Source organism: Luedemannella helvata (genome assembly GCF_039528415.1).
GTDB classification, from domain to species: Bacteria; Actinomycetota; Actinomycetes; order Mycobacteriales; family Micromonosporaceae; genus Luedemannella; species Luedemannella helvata.
In genome coordinates, this window is the sequence record NZ_BAAALS010000003.1 from 76,643 (window position 1) to 94,829 (window position 18,187).

17 protein-coding genes are annotated in these 18,187 nt (G+C 72.4%); 2 read left to right on the forward strand and 15 right to left on the reverse strand.

What is annotated here, in order from left to right:
* Window positions 1–61: 61 nt before the first annotated feature.
* From ABD191_RS03980 to ABD191_RS03995, 4 genes are read right to left on the reverse strand one after another with little or no spacing between them, the layout of a single operon-like run.
* Window positions 62–286 (reverse strand): DivIVA domain-containing protein, encoded by a 225-nt coding sequence (locus ABD191_RS03980; RefSeq protein ID WP_344076908.1) that lies wholly within the window; start codon window positions 284–286, stop codon window positions 62–64.
* A gap of 31 nt (window positions 287–317) precedes the next feature.
* On the reverse strand, window positions 318–1,715 hold the full coding sequence (locus ABD191_RS03985; RefSeq protein ID WP_344076910.1) for a DUF6297 family protein: 1,398 nt from the start codon (window positions 1,713–1,715) through the stop codon (window positions 318–320).
* Window positions 1,712–2,329 (reverse strand): ABC transporter ATP-binding protein, encoded by a 618-nt coding sequence (locus ABD191_RS03990; protein WP_344076911.1) that lies wholly within the window; start codon window positions 2,327–2,329, stop codon window positions 1,712–1,714. The genes ABD191_RS03985 and ABD191_RS03990 overlap by 4 nt, the downstream gene beginning before the upstream one ends.
* Window positions 2,330–2,352: 23 nt before the next feature.
* Entirely contained in the window at window positions 2,353–2,916 is a 564-nt protein-coding gene (locus tag ABD191_RS03995) for a helix-turn-helix domain-containing protein (RefSeq protein ID WP_344076913.1), read from the reverse strand.
* Between the two features lie 60 nt (window positions 2,917–2,976).
* Here ABD191_RS03995 and ABD191_RS04000 point away from each other — a divergent pair, with 60 nt between their 5' ends.
* A complete protein-coding gene (locus ABD191_RS04000; RefSeq protein WP_344076916.1) occupies window positions 2,977–4,179 on the forward strand; it encodes a benzoate/H(+) symporter BenE family transporter in 1,203 nt (400 codons plus the stop codon).
* A gap of 43 nt (window positions 4,180–4,222) precedes the next feature.
* Here ABD191_RS04000 and ABD191_RS04005 read toward each other — a convergent pair whose 3' ends face one another.
* The 9 genes from ABD191_RS04005 to ABD191_RS04045 form a co-directional block, all read right to left on the reverse strand.
* Complete coding sequence (locus ABD191_RS04005) at window positions 4,223–4,513, reverse strand: DUF4287 domain-containing protein (RefSeq protein WP_344076918.1); 291 nt, start codon at window positions 4,511–4,513, stop codon at window positions 4,223–4,225.
* 154 nt (window positions 4,514–4,667) lie between these two features.
* Window positions 4,668–6,014 (reverse strand): NADP-specific glutamate dehydrogenase, encoded by a 1,347-nt coding sequence (gene gdhA / locus ABD191_RS04010; RefSeq protein ID WP_344076920.1) that lies wholly within the window; start codon window positions 6,012–6,014, stop codon window positions 4,668–4,670.
* Window positions 6,015–6,212: 198 nt separating this feature from the next.
* Window positions 6,213–7,436: a S8 family peptidase gene (locus ABD191_RS04015; RefSeq protein WP_344076922.1), complete on the reverse strand. Its 1,224-nt coding sequence runs from the start codon at window positions 7,434–7,436 to the stop codon at window positions 6,213–6,215.
* Window positions 7,437–7,516: 80 nt separating this feature from the next.
* A complete protein-coding gene (locus ABD191_RS04020; RefSeq protein ID WP_344076924.1) occupies window positions 7,517–8,122 on the reverse strand; it encodes a response regulator transcription factor in 606 nt (201 codons plus the stop codon).
* A gap of 7 nt (window positions 8,123–8,129) precedes the next feature.
* Window positions 8,130–10,439 carry a sensor histidine kinase gene (locus ABD191_RS04025; protein WP_344076926.1) on the reverse strand — a complete coding sequence of 770 codons (2,310 nt, stop codon included), beginning with the start codon at window positions 10,437–10,439 and terminating at the stop codon, window positions 8,130–8,132.
* 124 nt (window positions 10,440–10,563) lie between these two features.
* Entirely contained in the window at window positions 10,564–10,983 is a 420-nt protein-coding gene (locus ABD191_RS04030) for a hypothetical protein (protein ID WP_344076928.1), read from the reverse strand.
* Window positions 10,984–11,008: 25 nt separating this feature from the next.
* On the reverse strand, window positions 11,009–12,388 hold the full coding sequence (locus ABD191_RS04035; RefSeq protein ID WP_344076930.1) for a SagB family peptide dehydrogenase: 1,380 nt from the start codon (window positions 12,386–12,388) through the stop codon (window positions 11,009–11,011).
* Window positions 12,389–12,420: 32 nt separating this feature from the next.
* Entirely contained in the window at window positions 12,421–14,679 is a 2,259-nt protein-coding gene (locus ABD191_RS04040) for a TOMM precursor leader peptide-binding protein (protein WP_344076931.1), read from the reverse strand.
* Between the two features lie 10 nt (window positions 14,680–14,689).
* Window positions 14,690–14,854 carry a hypothetical protein gene (locus tag ABD191_RS04045; protein ID WP_344076933.1) on the reverse strand — a complete coding sequence of 55 codons (165 nt, stop codon included), beginning with the start codon at window positions 14,852–14,854 and terminating at the stop codon, window positions 14,690–14,692.
* Between the two features lie 224 nt (window positions 14,855–15,078).
* Here ABD191_RS04045 and ABD191_RS04050 point away from each other — a divergent pair, with 224 nt between their 5' ends.
* A complete protein-coding gene (locus ABD191_RS04050; RefSeq protein ID WP_344076935.1) occupies window positions 15,079–15,951 on the forward strand; it encodes a LysR substrate-binding domain-containing protein in 873 nt (290 codons plus the stop codon).
* 57 nt (window positions 15,952–16,008) lie between these two features.
* On the opposite strand, the gene ABD191_RS04055 is transcribed toward ABD191_RS04050, so the two are convergent.
* Window positions 16,009–17,271: a sulfate adenylyltransferase subunit 1 gene (locus tag ABD191_RS04055; RefSeq protein ID WP_344076938.1), complete on the reverse strand. Its 1,263-nt coding sequence runs from the start codon at window positions 17,269–17,271 to the stop codon at window positions 16,009–16,011.
* Window positions 17,271–18,182, reverse strand: coding sequence for a sulfate adenylyltransferase subunit CysD (gene cysD, locus ABD191_RS04060; protein ID WP_425560651.1), 912 nt, complete (start codon window positions 18,180–18,182; stop codon window positions 17,271–17,273). Before cysD ends, ABD191_RS04055 begins: the two co-directional genes overlap by 1 nt.
* Window positions 18,183–18,187: the final 5 nt, after the last annotated feature.

Genomic DNA, 18,187 nt, shown 5'->3' on the forward strand with positions numbered 1-18,187 from the left:
ACCGGAGTCCCGCGGCCGGCCCGGCCACGATACCGTCAGCCGCCGCGGCGACGCGACGAGATTAGGCGAGCCGGTCCACGGCCCGGCGCAGGTAGTCGTCGACCGCGATCCGGTCGTAGCCGCGCAGGCGGACGCTCAGCGTGGGCTGGGTCAGCTCCGCGCGGACCGCGGCCCGCAACGCCCCGTCCGTGGACGCCGCCGCCTCGTGGACGCGCTCCACGAGCGCGTCGACCTCGTCCGTGTCGTAGCCCCGCAGAACGACGGTGAATCCCTTGTGATCGCCCACCCGCCCAGTATGGCGCAGCCGACGCGGTTGGCTAGGTCAGCAGGTACGAGACGAGGACCAGCACCGCGATGACGTCGGGCCCGCGCAGCAGCTGGCGGAGCAGGTCGACCGGGATCGTGCCGAACGGCGTGACCGCATAGGCGCCGCCGTAGTCCAGCGGCGCCCGGGTCGCCGCCCGGTAGGCCGCGAAGACCACGCCGAGGAGCGTGCCGATCGTCGCCCATGCCGGCAGGACCGGCCCGACGGGCGCGGTCGCCAGCCACCACAGGCCGGCCCCGGCGGCCGGAACCACGAGGTGGACCAGGCGCACGGCGGCGTTGCCGCCGCCCACCGCCCGGCGTAGGCCGGGGGAGCGGGTGAGGGTACGCAGGCCGCCGGTGAGCCGCGTCGCGGCCAGGAAGGCGCCGATGACCCGTGCCGGCCCGGCCACGGACGGCACCGCCACGGCGACCGCGTACTGCAACAGGATCAGCGCGCCCCAGGCGACGAGGGCACCGGGACTGCGGTAGAGGCGGCGCACCTCCGCCTGCAGCAGGACCCACCACCGGCCACCGGGCAGGAACCGCCGGCTGCGGACCCGGCCGACGCGGCGCCAGCGGCGCCCCTCCAGGAGCCCGGCCAGCAGCGTCGGATCGAGCAGCACCACGGCCTCGGCGGCGGCATTCGCCAGCGGTGCGCCGGCAGTCAGCGCGGCCCGGTCCACCCGGCGCAGCGCCCGGTCGGCGATGACCAGCGCGACCACGGCCAACGGCAGCCCGGCGATGGCGACAACGACCGTCAGCGATCCGGCCGGGCGCGGAAAGGACCCGCCCGAGAAGTGCGCGACGACCACCGAGGCCGCCACGAGCGCGGCGACGATCGCCAGCGCGACGCCTACCAGGCGCGGCCATCGGCGCCGACCACGGGTGGCCTGGGCGAGGACGCTGAGCGAGACCCCGCCCGCGCCGCAGGCCGCGCCGGCCAGCGCCCCCCACGCCAACCCGGTGGCGGGCGCCCCGCCGATGAGCGCGGCGGCGCCGCCGAGCGCCGCCACGAGCGCGGCCATGCCGGTACCCAGAGCTCTGAACCGCGGTGCGAGCAGGGCGCGCCGGTCGACCGGCGAGCTCGTGACCCAGGCCTGCATCGTGGGTGTGACCAGGAGCGGCCCGACGGTCCGTAGCCCATGCCAGGCGAAAGCCAGCGCGGCCGGGACGGCCGCGACGGCGATCCAGTACACCTCGTCCGGGTCGGTGTGGCCGGCCGTGGGCGATCGCAGGTACTCGCGGCTCTCGTAGATGGCGGCCCAGCTGTACATGCCGAGGAACAGCGCGACCACGTAGAGGTCGCTGAGCACGTCACCGAGCCCGCCCGTGCGGTGGGCGCGGCGCGCCGCGCGCAGATCGGCGCGCAGGTGCCGGGCGCTGGGGATGCCGGCCGGCGCCGCGGTCACGCGCCGAGCTCGATCCGCAGGTCGGTCACGGCGTCGATCAGGTCGGTGTCGTGCGAGGCCATCAGGACGGTCGTGCCGTCGGCCTGCTCGCGCCGGAGCCGGTCGGCCAGCCAGGCTTTACCGCGTGCGTCCAGGCGCTGCTCCGGCTCGTCGAGGACGAGCAGGCGGCGGGGGCGGACGAAGCAGGAGGCCAGCGCGAGGCGGCGGCGCTGACCGCTGGACAGTGTGGCCGGCAGCTGGTCGCGGGCCGGGTCGAGGCCCAACTCGGTCAGCACCTCCTCGACCGGGTCGGCGGCGTGACCGTGGGCGAAGGACAGCAGTTCCAGGTGCTCGACCACGGACAGGTCCGGAAAGAAGTCGATGTCGTCGAGCGCGGCCGCCACCATCGACCGTTGCCCGGGATCGCTCTCGTCGGCGGGATGTCCGGCGATGAGCACCTCGCCGCTGTCGGGCCGGTCGGCGCCGACGACGCAGCGCAGCAGGGTCGTCTTGCCGCTGCCGTTCGGGCCGAGGACGGTCGCGATCCGCCCGGTTTCGACCGTGAAGGTGATGTCATCGAGCACGAGCAGAGTGCCGAAGTTGCGGCTCAGTCCCCGCACCGTGAGCGCGTCCACGACGCCAACTCTGGCAGACGGGATCAACCGGTCGGTCGATGCGGCGTACGGATGAGCAGCGTGGCCTGGACCTCGTCGGGGCCGACCGCCGCGTACGTGTGCGGCACGTCCGCCGTCCAGGTGAGGTAGGCGCCGGGGCCGCCCGTCAGCGGTGCGTCCACCGGCCCGGCGATGACCTGTCCATGGTGGACGGAGAGGTGTTCGGTCACGCCCGGCAGGTGGGCCGGCGAGGTCTGCCGGGCGCCGGGCAGCACCTGGATCCGGAAGAACTCGTACGTCGCGGCGGGCTCGTGGAACACCTCGAGCAGCGTGGACAGCACGGCGGCGCCGCGCATCGGGGCGGCGGTGCTGGCCGGCGCCCCGGGGTCCACGGTCAGCGCGCTCATCGGCACGGCGAGGGCGGCCGCGATCGCGTACATGGTCTCGAGGGTCGGGTTGCGGGTGCCGTTCTCAAGCCCGGACAGGGTGGCCTTGCCCACCCCGGCCGTGCGGGCGAGCTCGGACAGCGAGATCCCGCGGGCCTCGCGAAGGCCCCGCAGCCGTTGGCCCACCGCGGGGTCGAACCGGCTTGTCCCTCGGGAAGTCATCTGGCTATGGTGTCACCCGGCCATCGTTCCGTATACGGAACGCTCGACCGGGGAGGGCGTATGCGGATCCTGCAGCCGGTATCTGCCGGGCTGGTCAGCGCGATCGTGGGCTTCGCCAGCGCGTTCACCATCGTGCTGGCCGGCCTCCGCGCGGTCGGCGCCGACCAGCGCCAGGCCGCGTCCGGGCTGCTGGCGCTCTGCCTGGGCATCGCCGTCGCCGCCGTCCTGCTCGCCCTGCGCTACCGGATGCCGATCGCGATCGCGTGGTCGACCCCGGGCGCCGCACTGCTCGTCGCGACCGGTCCGGTGGCCGGCGGGTTCCCGGCCGCCGTCGGGGCGTTCCTCGTGTGTGCGGCGCTGACCGTGCTGGCCGGCGCGGTGCCGTGGCTGGCCCGGCTGATCGCCGCGATCCCGCGCCAGGTCGCCGCGGCGATGCTGGCCGGCGTCCTCGTTCCCCTGTGCACGGCGCCCGTCCAGGCGCTGATCGACATCCCCAGGCTCGCCGTGCCGGTCACGCTGACCTGGGCGCTGCTCATGCGGTTCGCCCGGTCCTGGGCCGTGCCCGGCGCGCTGGCCGCCGCCATCGTCGCCATCGCGGTCGGCGGCACCGGGCCCGCGCTGTCGGCCGCGTCGCTGCGGCCCGTCATCGAGCTGACCCCGCCCGCGTTCACCGTGCCGGCGCTGGTCGGTCTGGCCGTACCGCTGTTCCTGGTCACCATGGCCGGGCAGAACGTGCCCGGGGCGGCCGTGCTCGCCACCTTCGGGTACCAGCCGCCGCTGCGTGGTGTTCTCGTCACGACCGGGCTGGTCAGCGCGGCCGCGGCGCCCTTCGGCGGCCACGCGGTGAACCTGGCCGCCATCACGGCCGCCCTGACCGCCGGCCCGGAGGCGCACCCGGACCCGGCCCGGCGCTGGATCGCCACGGTCGCGCTCGGCGGCGGCCAACTGGTCCTCGGCCTGGGCGCCGGCCTGGCCGCCGCGCTGGTGCTGCTCTCCCCGCCCGTACTGGTCATCGCGGTCGCCGGCCTCGCCCTCCTCCCGGCACTGGCCGCGGCCCTCGCCAACGCCGTCACCGAACAGGAGAACCGGGAGGCGGCGGTCATCACGTTCGTGGTGACCGCCGCCGGCCTGTCCATCCTGGGCATCGGTTCGGCCTTCTGGGGTCTGGTCAGCGGCATCGTCGCCCTCCTCCTGAAGCGCCGCGTCAGGCCGGCCGGCACGGCCGACGAGCCGGCGGCGCCGGACCCGGTCGCCGCGCGGTAGTCCGTCAGGGCCGGCGGACGGTGGCTGGTCGTGTCGCCGCGGGCTACGTCGGGCGGTTGGCCTTGCCGTCCAGCCACAGCATGTCGGACTCGTCGCGGTGCGACCCGGTGGAGCCGACATGCCTGCTGGGAATCGCCGGGCCGTTCTTGATGACGTGGACGAGGGCCATCGCGTGCCCGCGACCGAGGCCGTACTCCTCCTTCAGCCACTCGACGATCGTGCCCGCCTTGACGGCCGGGGCCTGGTAGCCGCGCTCCTCGGCCTGGTTCACCAGCTCGCGGGGCGTCTTGCCGGTCTTGGTCTCGATCGCGTCCAGGTACGCCTGAAATGACATGTCGCTCTCCTTGTCGAGGTGCCTTCTACGGGGGCGTCGATCGGGGCGACGCGGTTTCGACAAGGTCAGCCGAACTACTTTCCGTTGCGTGTGAACCACTTAACGTGACGCGCCCCGGCGTCGCGGTAGCGATGCCGGGGCGCGGATCCTGGCGTCAGATGAGCCCGTGGGCGAGCATCGCCTCAGCGACGAGCCGGAAGCCCTCGATGTTGGCCCCGGCGACGTAGTTGCCCGGCATGCCGTACTCGTCGGCGGTGGCGTAGCAGCGCGCGTGGATGGTCTGCATGATCTCGCGCAGCTTCTCCTCGGAGTGCCCGAAGGTCCACGAGTCGCGGCTGGCGTTCTGCTGCATCTCCAGCGCGCTGGCCGCGACGCCGCCGGCGTTGGCCGCCTTGCCGGGCGCGAACCGCACCCCGGCCTCGGCGAACGCCCGCATCGCCTCCGGGGTGGTGGGCATGTTGGCCCCCTCCACCACGATGGTGCAGCCGCCCGCGATGAGGGTGCCCGCGTCGGCGGCGGTGAGCTCGTTCTGCGTCGCGCAGGGGAGCGCCACCTGGCAGGGCACCTCCCAGATGGGGCGGCCGGCGACGAAGGTGGCGTGCGGGACGGCGTCGGCGTAGTCGTTGATGCGCGCCCGCCGGACCTCCTTGAGGTGCTTGAGCACCTCGACGTTGATGCCCTTGTCGTCGTGGACGAAGCCGGAGGAGTCCGAGCAGGCCACCACGGTGCCGCCGAGCTGGTGCACCTTCTCGATCGCGTAGATCGCCACGTTGCCCGAGCCGGAGACCACCACCCGCTTGCCGTCGAGGCTGTCGCCGCCGTCGGCGCGCAGCATCTCCTCGGCGAAGAACACCGCGCCGTAGCCGGTCGCCTCCCGGCGCACCTGGGCGCCGCCGTAGCTGAGGCCCTTGCCGGTCAGCACGCCGGACTCGTACCGGTTGGTGATCCGCTTGTACTGCCCGAACAGGTAGCCGATCTCCCGGCCACCGACGCCGATGTCGCCCGCCGGTACGTCCGTGTACTCGCCGATGTGCCGGTACAGCTCCGTCATGAACGACTGGCAGAACCGCATCACCTCCCGGTCGGAACGGCCCTTGGGGTCGAAGTCCGACCCGCCCTTGCCGCCACCGATCGGCATGCCGGTCAACGCGTTCTTGAACAGTTGCTCGAAGCCGAGGAACTTCACGATCCCCAGGTACACCGACGGGTGGAACCGGAGGCCCCCCTTGTACGGGCCCAGCGCGCTGTTGAACTCCACCCGGAAGCCGCGGTTGATGTGGACCTCGCCGCGATCGTCCTCCCACGGTACCCGGAAGATGATCTGCCGCTCCGGCTCGCAGATCCGCTCGATGATCTTCGCCTCGGCGTACTCGGGATGCTTCTGCAGGGCGGGCGCGACGCTGTCGAGCACCTCCCGCACCGCCTGGTGGAACTCGTCCTCGCCGGGGTTGCGTCGCACCACTGAAGTGAAGATCGACTCTAGCTTTTCCTGTACCGACACGTGTGCTCCTCGGTGTGCAGAAATGGCCGCTTTGCTACGTTATGGGGGTACGACCATTTCGCGTGTTATGCATGGAGCACCGGCGTGACGACCTTGTCCCCGACGGGGCCCCATCGTCGTTCAGTGTGACATTCCCGCTGGTAGGGCCGTGATCGGCGGTGCGATTAGCTCACGCCGGCCCTCGCTGTGGCGATCCGCTCAGCAGGCCCCGCCCACGAACAGCATCCGGTTGGGCGAGCCGGACCCGAGGTTGGTCAGCGTGCTGGCGGTGGCCGCTGCCTGGAGGCACCGCCGCACCTGGGCGGGGGAGAACCGGGGATGCCGGCCGAGGATGAGCGCCGCCGCCCCGGCCACGTGCGGCGCGGCCATGGACGTGCCCGACATCGGGCTCAGCGCCGAGTTCGACGAGATGGCCGTCGAGGAGATGCCTGCTCCCGGCGCGAACATGTCCACGCACCTGCCCAAGTTCGAGAACGGGGCGCGCTGGTCCGAGGCATTGGTCGCGCCCACCGTGATCGCCTGGGGCGCCTGTGCGGGGGAGAACCGGCACGCGTTCGCCCGGTTGTTGCCCGCGGCGGCCACCACGACGAAGCCCTTGGCGACGACGTTCGCGATCGCCGTGCTGAACGCCGGGTCGGACCCCTCGTGGCCCAGGCTCATGTTGACCACGCCCGGGATTCGGCCCGTCCGGACCACCGTGTCGAGCGCCCGGATGATGCCGGACGTGAGCCCGGTGTTGTGGCAGTCCAAGACCTTGAGCGAGACGATGCGGACCCGCTTGGCGACGCCCACCGACGAGCCGCCGATCGTCCCCGCCACGTGGGTACCGTGCCCGGTGCAGTCGACGTTGTCGCGCTCGGGCGTGAAGTCGCCGCCGGCCGTGGCCCGGCCGCCGAACTCCCGGTGGGTCACGCGTACCCCGCTGTCGAGGACGTACACGGTCACGTTGGACGCGGTGGTCGGGTAGCTGAACCGGCGGTCCAGTGGCAGGCGCCGCTGGTCGACGCGGTCCAGGCCCCACGGCGGGTTGTACTGCATGCCGCCCTGCGGCTGGGCGAAGCCCACGTCCGGGATGTCGCGCTCGACGTACGCCACCCGGTGATCGCGGGCGACGCCAGCGGCCGCCCGGCGCGTGCCGGTGAACTGGAAGCCCCGCAGGACGTCGTAGAAGACCCGGTGCACCGTGATGGGGTGCGAGTCGTCGAGGTCCTGGACGACGGCGTCCACCTGGTCACGCGGCACCCTGCCGTTGTGGAACACCGCGATGTAGGAGCCGGTGCGGTCCGTCGCCGGGGTCGGGACGCTGGCCGGCCCGGGCGCGGCAGTGGGCGTCGCCGCCGCGCCCGGGCCGCCGACCGTGATCGCGAGTGCCGAGACCGCCGCGATGAGCATCGCGGTCCCCAGTCGGACGGTGATCGTCATGCGCGTGCCCTCTTCCTGTACGCCCTGGTCAACGGCCTGGCGGCAGCCCCAGATACGGATGCGTACGAGAAGTCGCGAGGTCAGATCCAGCCGGCGTCCGTGGCGATGCGGATGGCGTCGACCCGGTTGCGGGCGTTCAGCTTCATCACGATCTTCGTCAGGTAGTTGCGGACGGTACCCACGGAGACATGCATGGCGGCGGCGATCTCCGGCGGCTCGGCTCCGCCGGCGGCGAGCCGCAACGCCTGCAGCTCGCGCCCGGACAGCGGGATCTCGCCCACGTCCCAGGCGGTCAGGGCGAGCTGCGGGTCGACCACCCGGCGCCCGGCGGCCACCTCACGCACCGCCTGCGCCAGCCGGTCGGACGGCGAGTTCTTCAGCAGGAACCCGCCCACGGACACGGACAGCGCCCGGCGCAGGGTGCCGGGCCGGCCCAGGCCGGTCAGGATGAGCGTCCGGCACGAGGGCAGCTTGGCGTGCAGCTCCTCGGCCGCGGACAGCCCGTCCAGGACGGGCAGGTCGACGTCGATGATGGCCACGTCCGGCAGGTTGGCCAGGGCCGCGGGGACGATCTTGTCGCCGCTGTCCACCTCGACGACCACCGACATGTCCGACTCCAGGTCGAGCAGCGCCGCCAGCGCCCCGCGCACCATGTGGACGTCCTCGGCGAGGAGAATCCTCAACACTGTCGAATCATCCTTTCCACACTCGGCCGGGGTCGGGCAGTTCGGCCAGGAGCCGGAAGGTGCCGTTCGTCGCCTCGGTGGTGAGATCCCCGCCGACGGCGCGGAGGCGCTCGGCGAGATCGTGCAGGCCGGCGCCCGGTTCCGCCGTGTCGGGGGTGCCGTCGTTGGTCACCAGCAGCCGCAGCCGATCGCCCGCCTGACCGATCGTGATCTGACAGGTGCGGGCCGCGCTGTGCCGGATGATGTTGGTGACGGCCTCGTGCAGCACCACGGCGAAGAGCGCGTCGACCTCGCCGGGCCGCTGGTCGTCCGGCACGTCCACCGTCGTGAGGATGCCGGCGGAGCCGAGCCCGGTGACGGCCGACTTCAGTTCGGCGGGCAGCGACATGTCCCGGTATCCGGTGGCCACGGTCCGGATGTTGGTGGCCGCGACCCGCGCGATGTCGAGCATCTCGGCGACCTCGGCGCGGGCGTCAGCGGGCGCGGCGGGCAGCGACCGGATCGCGCTCTGGGCGCGGAACGACACCGCCGAGAGCAGTTCGCCGAGGCGGGTACGCAACTGCCGCGCGACCTGCAGGCGTTCCCGCGTGACGGCCGCGCGGGCCAGCTCCGCGCGGGCCTGGTCAACCTGTTCGACGAGGCCGGACAGCGAGCTGATGCCGAAGACCACCAGGCCGGTGAGCAATGTGGACAGAGTCAGGTACGCGGTCCACTCCACCGTGGCACCGTACGACACCGCCGCCACGAACACGGCCGCGCCCACGAGCGCGTACAGGAGCCACCGCAGCCCGCCGCCGATCAGCAGCAGCGCCGACCCGGCGACGAAACCACCCATCGACCCCCACGGAGCGCCGATCCACCACAGCGGCGCCATGATCAGGAGCGCCTGGGCGGCCACGACGGCGACGCGTAACCCGACCCGGCGTCGCCGCGGGCCGTGCAGCGCCACGAACACCTGGAGGGCGACCGCGGCGGACACGCAGGCGGCGAAGCCCAGCAGGGCGAGACCGGGCGGGTCCTGCGGAAGCACGTTGACGACCATCAGGATCCCGTAGCCGGCCAGGACCAGCACGGTGATGGCCCGGCCGGCGCGGCGGTGCCAGGGACCGGCGGCCGGCGCCGCCGCGCCGGGCTCTCCCGGGGCGGGCGGGGCGGGGCCCTCGGTGGCGGGCAGCGGTGCGGTGGCCCGCAGCTCGAACCACTGGTCGACCCTCGCGGTCGTCAGCCGGCCACCGATCGCGTTCAGCCGACCGACCAGGTTGGCCAGTCCGGACCCGCCATCCGTCGGGCTCTGCTCCGCCACCCCGTCGTTGCGGATGAGCAGCCGCACCTGACCGTCGGACACGGACGACTCGATGACGCACCGTTCGGCCTTGCTGTGCCGCAACACGTTCGTGACGGCCTCGCGCAGCACGATGGCCAGCACCGTGTCGAGGGTCTCGGGCAGCTCCGGCAGGTCCGATTCGACCGTCATCCGGATCCCCGCGGAGACGAGCATCGCCGTGGCGGTCTCCGTCTCGGCGGCCATCGACATGCGCTGGTCACCTCCGGCGACGACGCGCATGTCCGCGAGCGCCCGGTGCGCCACCTCCAGGACGTCGGCCAGCTCCTGCCGGGCCCGGTCGACGGCCATCGGCAGCAGCCGGTAGGCCAACTCGCCCTTGAGCGTTATCGCGGAGAGGTTCAGCCCGAGCAGGTCGTGCAGGTCCCGGGCGACCCGCAGGCGCTCCCGGGCGACCGCCATCCAGGCCATCTCCCCGCGCGCCGAGTACAGCATGCCGACCAGCGAGACCAGGGAACTGACCGCGTAGATCATCAACCCGGTGAGCGTGGAGAAGTAGACGCCGTACCCGATGTCGACCGCCGTCAGGCCTTCGGCCCACTGGCCGAGCAGCACCGCGAGAAGCACCCCGCCGAACAGCCACCATCGCCACGGCCCGGACACCGCCAGCAGCAGCGACCCGGCGAGGAAGCCGGCGAGCGCACCCGCCTGCGGCCCCACCCATGCGAACGGCAGCAGGGTGGCCGCCGCCTGGGTGGACAGCGTGATCGCACGGGTGCGCGGCGGCCACGTGAGCGGGGCCCGGGTCGAGTGGGCCAGTTGCAGGACGAACGCCGCCGCGCTGCACGCCACGAACGCGGCAAGGGCGGCGCCGTGCAGGATGGAGTGAACGGCCAGCAGGGTGTTGACGATGTACCCCGCGACGACGGCCGCGATGACCCCCCGCGCGGTTCGGATGGCCGCGCGGCGTTCCGACTGGGCGGCCGGTGACCCAGCGACGGATGGCTGGGGATTGTGTGGATCCCGTCGGGACACAGCACCCCCACATCGCTGCGATCGCGGCACGTTCGGCATGTATGAACAGCACACCGTTCGTCGCTACGTGTGTCAATCGGCCTTCCGTCGAAATCGATCGATTTATGAGGACGTTGCCGTCGCCCTACTGATTGGGAAGTTTCCCGTAACTGTTGTTGTACGTCTTGCCTTTCTTCGGATGGGTGAACTTGAGGCCCGACCATGTGGAATCGATGCTCAGGCACGTACTTTCCACCAGCCCGTGGTTGTAGCCGATCTCAATGACTTTCGGCAGGGTCAGGTCGGAACCCAGTTTTCGGCCCTTCGGCCACGAGACCCATAACATTCCGCCGGCCTTCAGGTGCGCTTTGAGCTTCGGGAAGGTCTCGTCCATCTCGGATTGTCTGGTGAGGAACAGGTGAATGTAATCGAACTCGCCCGCCAGGTCCGCGCCGACCGAGAGGTCGGGCAGGTCGATAGCGTTGCGGGCCTGGTCGGGGGCGTTCACGAAGAACGCACGCGAGCCGGGCTTGATCCCCATCTTCTGCGACACGGTCCGGGGCATGGTTTTCCTCCTGATCAGCGGGTTGTCACGGGTGTTCGGAGCGGGAGGGCGGCGCGGCGGGGCGGCCGACGACGAAGCTGCCGACCCCGGACTCGACCCGCCAGTCGAGTCCGAGGATGCGCGAGGTCACCTCGATCTCGGCCATGTCGATGCGCAGGCCGGCGAGGCCGAGAGCCGCGCAGACCAGCGCCAGCAGCTGGGTCAACGCGCCGAAGTTGCGCAGCACCATCGAGTAGCCCATGCCGCTGTACTTCCACGAGATTCGTTGGAATCGGGCGGTCACCGACAGGAGGACCCCGGGCGGCGCGCTGAGGTTCGCGGCCACCCGGCTGCTCTCGAGCATCTCGTCCGCCTCGGGCGCCGACACGGCCAGCGGCTCCAGCCGGTGCCCCAACGCGTCGTAGTGGTAGACCCCGCGGGGCACGCCCTCGCAGTCGTGCACGATCGCGTAGATCTCCAACTCGTAGTCGCGACCGGGCGACGAGTACGGCCGGTCGCTGACCGCCGTCGCCGTGGCGGGGTCGCCGACCACCGATCGGACCCGGGCCGTCCGGAAGAGCAGCGTGCCCAGCTCGCGCCCGCTGATCGGGCCGACGGCGAGGTGCCCGCCGCCGGGCCCGGCCTCGATCGTGGCGATCAGGCCGGGCCCGTCCTCCCCGGCGGGCCGGTACAGCTCGATCGCCGCGCCGGGCGCGGGCGGCTTCGCCACCGGTTCGACCGCGCCGGACTCTCCCGCGGGGTACGTGGCCCCGAAGTCCTGGTCGTGGCGGCCGAGCGTGGCCCGGGTGTGGAAGAACAGCTCGATCGGATCCCAGGTGAGCAGCACGGGGTCGGCATCGAACGGGTCGCCGTTCGCGTCCACCACCATCCCGGCCGCGATCAGCGCCGGGATGAGCACCTGCAGCACCTGGTCGTCGGGGTCGGGCGGCACCGGCCCGACCAGGGCGCCCAGGGCGGCGACCGCCTCCGGGCCGTGCAGGACCACCCGGTGCAGGCTGAGCGGCGACTCGATCACCAAGGTGCTGCCGTCGGCGCGGATCACCGCGAACCGGGACAGGCGCACGGGCTCCGGCGGCAGTCCCGGTGGCACGGCGAACCGGGACTCCGGGGTCAGCGGCACCACGGAGACCAGGGGCTGTTCCGGATCGAGCCCGTACGAATGGATCACCAGGTGCTGGTGGTCGTCCAGAATGGTCCGGACAGCCGCCCAGTCCAGCTCGTCGCTGATCACGTTCGACAGCGCGGTCGACCCGAGGCTCATCCGCTTCAGGGCCTGCACCGCCGCGGGCCGGACCAGGGTGAGGACGGTGTCCTCGGAGCGGCTGCGCAGCACAACGGTGGCCTGGTCCGGCAGGTGCTCCACGAGTACGTCCTCACGGAAGGACCACATCGGGAACGGTGCCATGGGACCACCTCCCATTCGTCGGGATTCATCGCTCACAGGAACAGGGGAATCGGGTTGAGGTCCGGGTAGGACGTGGGGGCGGCGAGCCGCCCCGCCCGGACCGGCACGTCGAACAGCCGACCGGGAGCGAACCGGGCCCAGAAATGCCGGAGCCCGGGCACGATCACCTTCACCACCGGCAGTCCCACGTCCGGGCGGGTCTGGTCCAGGACAAACACCTCCAGGTCCTCGGCGGCGGCCCGCGCGACCAGTCGCTCCACGTCCTCGCGCAGGTCAGGACAGTCGTCGTACCGGTAGTCGGCGCGCCGCCGCGAGGCCATCGCACCCGGGCGCAGGTACGGCTGGTTCGCCACGGTCGCGGAGCGCCACCACCGCATGATGTGCGGGTCCTGCGCGCCGTAGCCGTTGCCGGCGCCGTCCACGCGCACCACGGCCGGCAACAGCTGGCCCAGTTCGGTGAGCGCCCGACGGGCGGCGACCGTGGGATCCGGGTGGGCGCCGAAGCCGAGCATCAGGTCCTCGGCCGGCTTGTCCGTGCGACGGGAGATCGCGGCCATCACGGGCACGCCCAGATCGGCCGTGAGGTCGAGCAGCCACAGCTCGCGGTGCACCTCGGCGTACCGCGCCGGAAGGGCGTCGATCCACGGATCGGCGAACGACGCCAGGTCGACCGCGGGCTGCCGGGTGCGGTTGTACCACCACAAAGCCACCGCGTCCCGCTCGACCAGCTCCAGCAGGCCCTGCATGATCGCGTCCTCGCGGCTGGCCCCGGCGGCGTTGCCGTTGGAGGTGGCGCGCAGCGCCGGGTGGCTGTCCGGGGTGAAGTACAGCAGGTCGGTCGGCATGAGCCGGGAACATTGCCGGGTCAGCGACCAGACCGGCGTCCAGTCGATGGCCTCCGTCTCGTCGAAGGGCTCCGGCACGTGCTGGAAGGCGCCGTTCGCCGCGTTCCACCGGTCCCGGTCCCGGAACTGGCGGGGATCGAACAGCTGGCACGCGTCCGGGTGCACCGCGCGGTCGCCGAGCTCGCGCAGGCTCGCGCGGATCACCGGCTCGTCGCCGAAGCGCGAACCGGACCACCGTTCGACCGCCTCGCAGAGCGCGCCCACCCGGGCCTCGATCTCGGTGCTGCCCTTGCCGCCGCTCTGCTGGCGCAGGCCCGCCCGGGCCGCGGCCAGGCCGCGACCGACGACCGCGCGGTTGGCGCCGGACAGGCAGCTGTGCAGGAAGTCGGGACACCGGGGGTCACGGCGGATCGGGTCCGTGATGCCGGTGATCGGATCCGCGAGGTGCTGGTAGGCCTCCCAGACCTGTTCCGGGGAACGCGCCCGGTGGCCGTTGCCCGCGACGCTGGCCTTCGGCCGCCCCGCCAGCCGGACCGGCGCCGCGACCTGAGCGGTCATCAGGCCCGCGTCACCGCACGCCGGACACTGTGGACGGCGGTCGACCTGATGCTGCCCGCTCTGCCAGGTCAGGGTGTCGAAGGTGCGCAGTGTGCTGGACCCGGCGGTGCCGGTGGCGCCGGAAAGCCACTTGACCGCCTCGAGGACGGCCAGCTGCAGGCCGATGACCCGGGTGGTGGGCAGCGACGTCTCCGGCGCGGTGACCGTTGCGCCGCACCCGCGCGCCAGGGTCTCGCCGGTGCGCCTGGCCCGCAGCCGGGTGGCCAGGCAGCACCAGCACGGGCCCTCGCCACCGCGGAAGACCGGGCCGACCCAGACGTCCACGCCGGTGGGCTTGGCGGGCAGCCAGGCCCGGCCGGCCGCCAGCATCGCGGCGTTGATCCGCTCCAGCCGGGGGTCGAGGTAGTCGTCGCAGAGCACCATGGTCAGGCCCTGGCCCAGATCCGGGCCGTCCTGGGCGGCCAGACCGCAGGCCCGCAGCGCGGACCGCGCCTCGGCCACGCCGGTCGCGCCGAGCGACAGGACCCGGACGGTCGCGGCCGCGAGCCGGTCGGTGGCCGCGTCGGCGTCGGCGCCAATCAGGTCCCAGTACGCGCCGGCGGCCGTGTCGGCCTCCGGCCCGGGGCGGCGCAGGCTGATCAGATCGGCCTGCGCGAGCGTGGCCAGCGTGCCGGCCAGCTCGCCGGGCGCCAACCGACCGGCGGTGCGCTGCCGGATCTCGGCCATGGTCAGCGTGCCGTCGAGCAGCGGCGCGACGGAGACGGCACGGTCACCGGACAGGGCGACCGTGCCGCGTGCCGAGACGAGATAGACGACGCCCTCCTCGGGAACGGTGATCGCCCGCAGGTGCCGACGGAACCCGATCCGCGCCGAGGTGTCCGCAGTCACGACGATTCCCTCACCCGCAGTAGGTCCACGCCGGGGTGACGTCGGTGCACGCGTCCAGGTCGAGGACGAGAAGGTCGGTGTCCGCCAGGTCGCTGGTCGCGGCCGCGCTGCCGCACATGATCGTCTCAAGAAGAGCGCTGTTGACGTGGGTCTGCAGGATGTCGAGGTTGGTCATTGCCGTTCCTCCGTCTGCCGGTCGGTTCACCGTGAACCGCTCACAGCCTGAATTCTGCGAAACCGGGCCGGTGAGCCGATAGTTCTCTCGTCACGAGGCGAGTGTGAATTTCCCACATCCAGCTCGTGATTCGCGGTGTAGGAATGGCCCCGGTCGCGAACCTACGATTCCGGCAATCGATGCCGTACCTCGCGTCACCAACGACGAGAATCTTGCGAGGAATCATGTACCACGACCTGCAAATAAACAGGCTCCGTGCCCTGGTGACCGTGGTGGATCTCGGGGGGTTCCGGCGCGCCGCGGAGGCACTGCACGTCACGCAACCCGCGATCAGTCAACAGATCCGTCAGCTGAGCTCATTCATCAAGCAGCCGGTCTTTCTGTCCACCGGGCGCGAGCTGCGGCTCAGCGCCCAGGGGGAGGAACTGCTGGGGTACGCCCGGCGGCTGGTGGCGGTCAACGACGAGGCGGTCGAACGGTTCATGCCGTCCTCCGGTGACGCGAGGCTCTCCATCGGTATCGGTGACCAGCTGGCCGAGGCGCTGCCCGAGATCCTCCAGTCGCTGTCGTACCGGATGCCGCACGCGCAGATCAGCGTGCGTACCGGCCTCAGCGAGAGCCTGGAGGGGCAGGTCGTCAGCGGCCAGCTCGACCTCGCGCTGCTGCTGCAACCCCGCCCGCCGCGTACCCCGGTGAGCCACGAGCTCGGGCACCTGCGGATGGACTGGTTCGGCAAGCCGGTGTACGGCGAGGGCGCCGAGGTTCCGGTCACCCTGTTCACCGAGCCGAGCACCCTGCGCAGTCAGGTGGTCGACCTGTTCAACGCCTCGGCCACGCCGTGGCGCGTCGGCTACGAGGGGTCCGAACTGGTCGGCCTGCGCGCCGCCACCAAGGCCGGCCTCGGGGTCACCTGCCTGATCGCGAACGGCGACCGGCTGTGGGACCTGCCGCGCACCGGGTCGCGGAACCTGCCCCAGCCGCCCAGCCCCATTCCGGTCACCATGGCGGTGTCGGCGGGCGCGGGCGACCCGATCTTCGTGCGTACCGCCCGGCGGGTGCTGCAGAACGCCCTCGCCGGGTATCCGTTCGCCGAGTAGGCCGAAGCGCAGGGCCCGGCCGGACGTGTTCCGGCCGGGCCCCTGTCGTGCGCGCCGTCAGGTGACGACGCCGGCGGCGCGGGTGGTGCCATCGACCGGATCGATCAGCAGGCAGGCCCCGGTCAGGCGGTGCTCCGCGTACCGGTCGACCGCGATCTCCTCGGCGGTGCGCACGAGCACCCCGGCGATCTGGTTGACCGCCACGCTGTCGGCGTCCGGGGCGCAGGTCAGCTCGGGGATCGGGCCGGCCGGCACGATGTCCTGCACGACCGCCGCGATGGTGCGGGTGCCGTGCCGCACGAGCACCTCGTCCGACACCCGCAACGGCCGTTCGTGCAGCTGACAGACGATGAGGCCGACCTCCTGGCGCAGGTGCGGCGCCTCCCCGGCCGCGACGATGAGGTCGCCGCGGCGCACCGGTACGTCGTCGGCCAGGCGTACGGCCACCGACTGGGGTGCCCAGCAGACGGGCGACCGCTCGCCGAGCACGTCGATGCCGGCCACGGTCGTGACCGTGCCGGATGGCAGCACCACGACCCGTTCGCCGTCGTGCAGCACGCCGCTGGCGAGCTGCCCGGCGTACGAGCGCTGGCCGTCGGCATCGATGACGTACTGGACCGGCAGGCGCATCGGGGTGTCCAGCGGCTCCGCACCGACCGGGACGGACTCCAGCACGTCCAGGACGGTCGGCCCGGCGTACCAGTCCATCACGGCCGAGGGCCGCGCGACGTTGTCGCCGTCGATCGCCGCCACCGGGATCGAGGTGACGTCGGCCAGGCCCAGGTCGGCCGCCAACGCGGCGAAGTCGGCGGCGATCGCGGCGAAGGTCGCCTCGTCGTAGCCGACCAGGTCCATCTTGTTCACCGCGAGCACCACGGCGGGCACCCGCAGCAGGGCGGCGACCGCGGCGTGCCGGCGGGTCTGCTCGGTCACGCCCTTGCGGGCGTCGACCAGCAGCAGCACCAGGTCGGCCGTGGAGGCGCCGGTGACCATGTTGCGGGTGTACTGCACGTGGCCGGGGGTGTCGGCCATGACGAACCGGCGGCGGGCGGTCGCGAAGTAGCGGTATGCCACGTCGATCGTGATGCCCTGTTCGCGTTCGGCCCGCAGGCCGTCGGTGAGCAGGGCCAGGTCGACGCTGCCCTGACCACGCCGGCGGGAGGCCGACTCGACGGCGTCGTACTGGTCGGCGAGGACCGCCTTGGCGTCGTGCAGGAGCCGACCGACCAGGGTGGACTTGCCGTCGTCGACATTGCCGGCGGTCGCGAACCGCAACAGGGTCGTCGCGGCGGGCGCGATAGCGGCGTCCAGGACGGTCATCAGAAGTACCCCTCTCGCTTGCGGTCCTCCATGGCCGCCTCGGAGGCCTGGTCGTCGGCGCGGCTGGCGCCGCGCTCCGAGCGCCGGGAGACCGAGATCTCGGCGATCACGTCCGCCACCGTGGCGGCGGTCGACTCGACGGCGCCGGTGCAGGACATGTCGCCGACGGTGCGGTAGCGCACGAGCCGCCGCTGCGGGACCTCGCCCGGCTTCGGGCCGCCCCACGGGCCGGCGACCAGCCACATGCCGTTGCGGGCGAAGACCTCCCGCTCGTGCGCGAAGTAGATGGCCGGCAGCGGCAGGGACTCCCGCACGATGTACTGCCAGACGTCCAGCTCGGTCCAGTTCGACAGCGGGAAGATCCGGACGTGCTCGCCGGGCGCGTGCTGCCCGTTGTAGAGGTTCCACAGTTCCGGCCGCTGCCGTCGGGGGTCCCAGGCGCCGAACTCGTCGCGCAGGGAGAACACCCGCTCCTTCGCCCGGGCCTTCTCCTCGTCGCGGCGGGCGCCGCCGAGCACGGCGTCGAAGCCGTTGTCCTCGATGGCGTCGACCAGCGGCATGGTCTGCAGGGCGTTGCGCGAGCCGTCCGGGCGCTCGGCGAGCACGCCCCGGTCGAGGTAGTCCTGCACGGACACGACCCGCAGGTCCAGCCCGTGACGGGCGACGATGTCGTCGCGGTACCGCAGGACCTCGGGGAAGTTGTGGCCGGTGTCGACGTGCAGCAGCGGGATCGGCAGCCGGGCGGGGGCGAACGCCTTGCGGGCCAGGTGCAGCATGACGATGCTGTCCTTGCCGCCGGAGAAGAGCAGCACCGGCCGCTCGAACTGGCCGACGGTCTCGCGCAGGATGTGGACCGCCTCGGCCTCCAGGGCCTCCAGGTGGGTGAGGCGGCGGGTCGGTGCCAGGGTCAGCACGC

Coding starts and splice junctions, on each gene's coding strand:
- ABD191_RS04030 (WP_344076928.1), bottom strand. CDS start 10,983: ATGCCCCGGACCGTGTCGCAGAAGATGGGGATCAAGCCCGGCTCGCGT.
- ABD191_RS03995 (WP_344076913.1), bottom strand. CDS start 2,916: ATGACTTCCCGAGGGACAAGCCGGTTCGACCCCGCGGTGGGCCAACGG.
- ABD191_RS04035 (WP_344076930.1), bottom strand. CDS start 12,388: ATGGCACCGTTCCCGATGTGGTCCTTCCGTGAGGACGTACTCGTGGAG.
- ABD191_RS04015 (WP_344076922.1), bottom strand. CDS start 7,436: ATGACGATCACCGTCCGACTGGGGACCGCGATGCTCATCGCGGCGGTC.
- ABD191_RS04050 (WP_344076935.1), top strand. CDS start 15,079: ATGTACCACGACCTGCAAATAAACAGGCTCCGTGCCCTGGTGACCGTG.
- ABD191_RS04045 (WP_344076933.1), bottom strand. CDS start 14,854: ATGACCAACCTCGACATCCTGCAGACCCACGTCAACAGCGCTCTTCTT.
- ABD191_RS04000 (WP_344076916.1), top strand. CDS start 2,977: ATGCGGATCCTGCAGCCGGTATCTGCCGGGCTGGTCAGCGCGATCGTG.
- ABD191_RS04005 (WP_344076918.1), bottom strand. CDS start 4,513: ATGTCATTTCAGGCGTACCTGGACGCGATCGAGACCAAGACCGGCAAG.
- ABD191_RS04055 (WP_344076938.1), bottom strand. CDS start 17,271: ATGACCGTCCTGGACGCCGCTATCGCGCCCGCCGCGACGACCCTGTTG.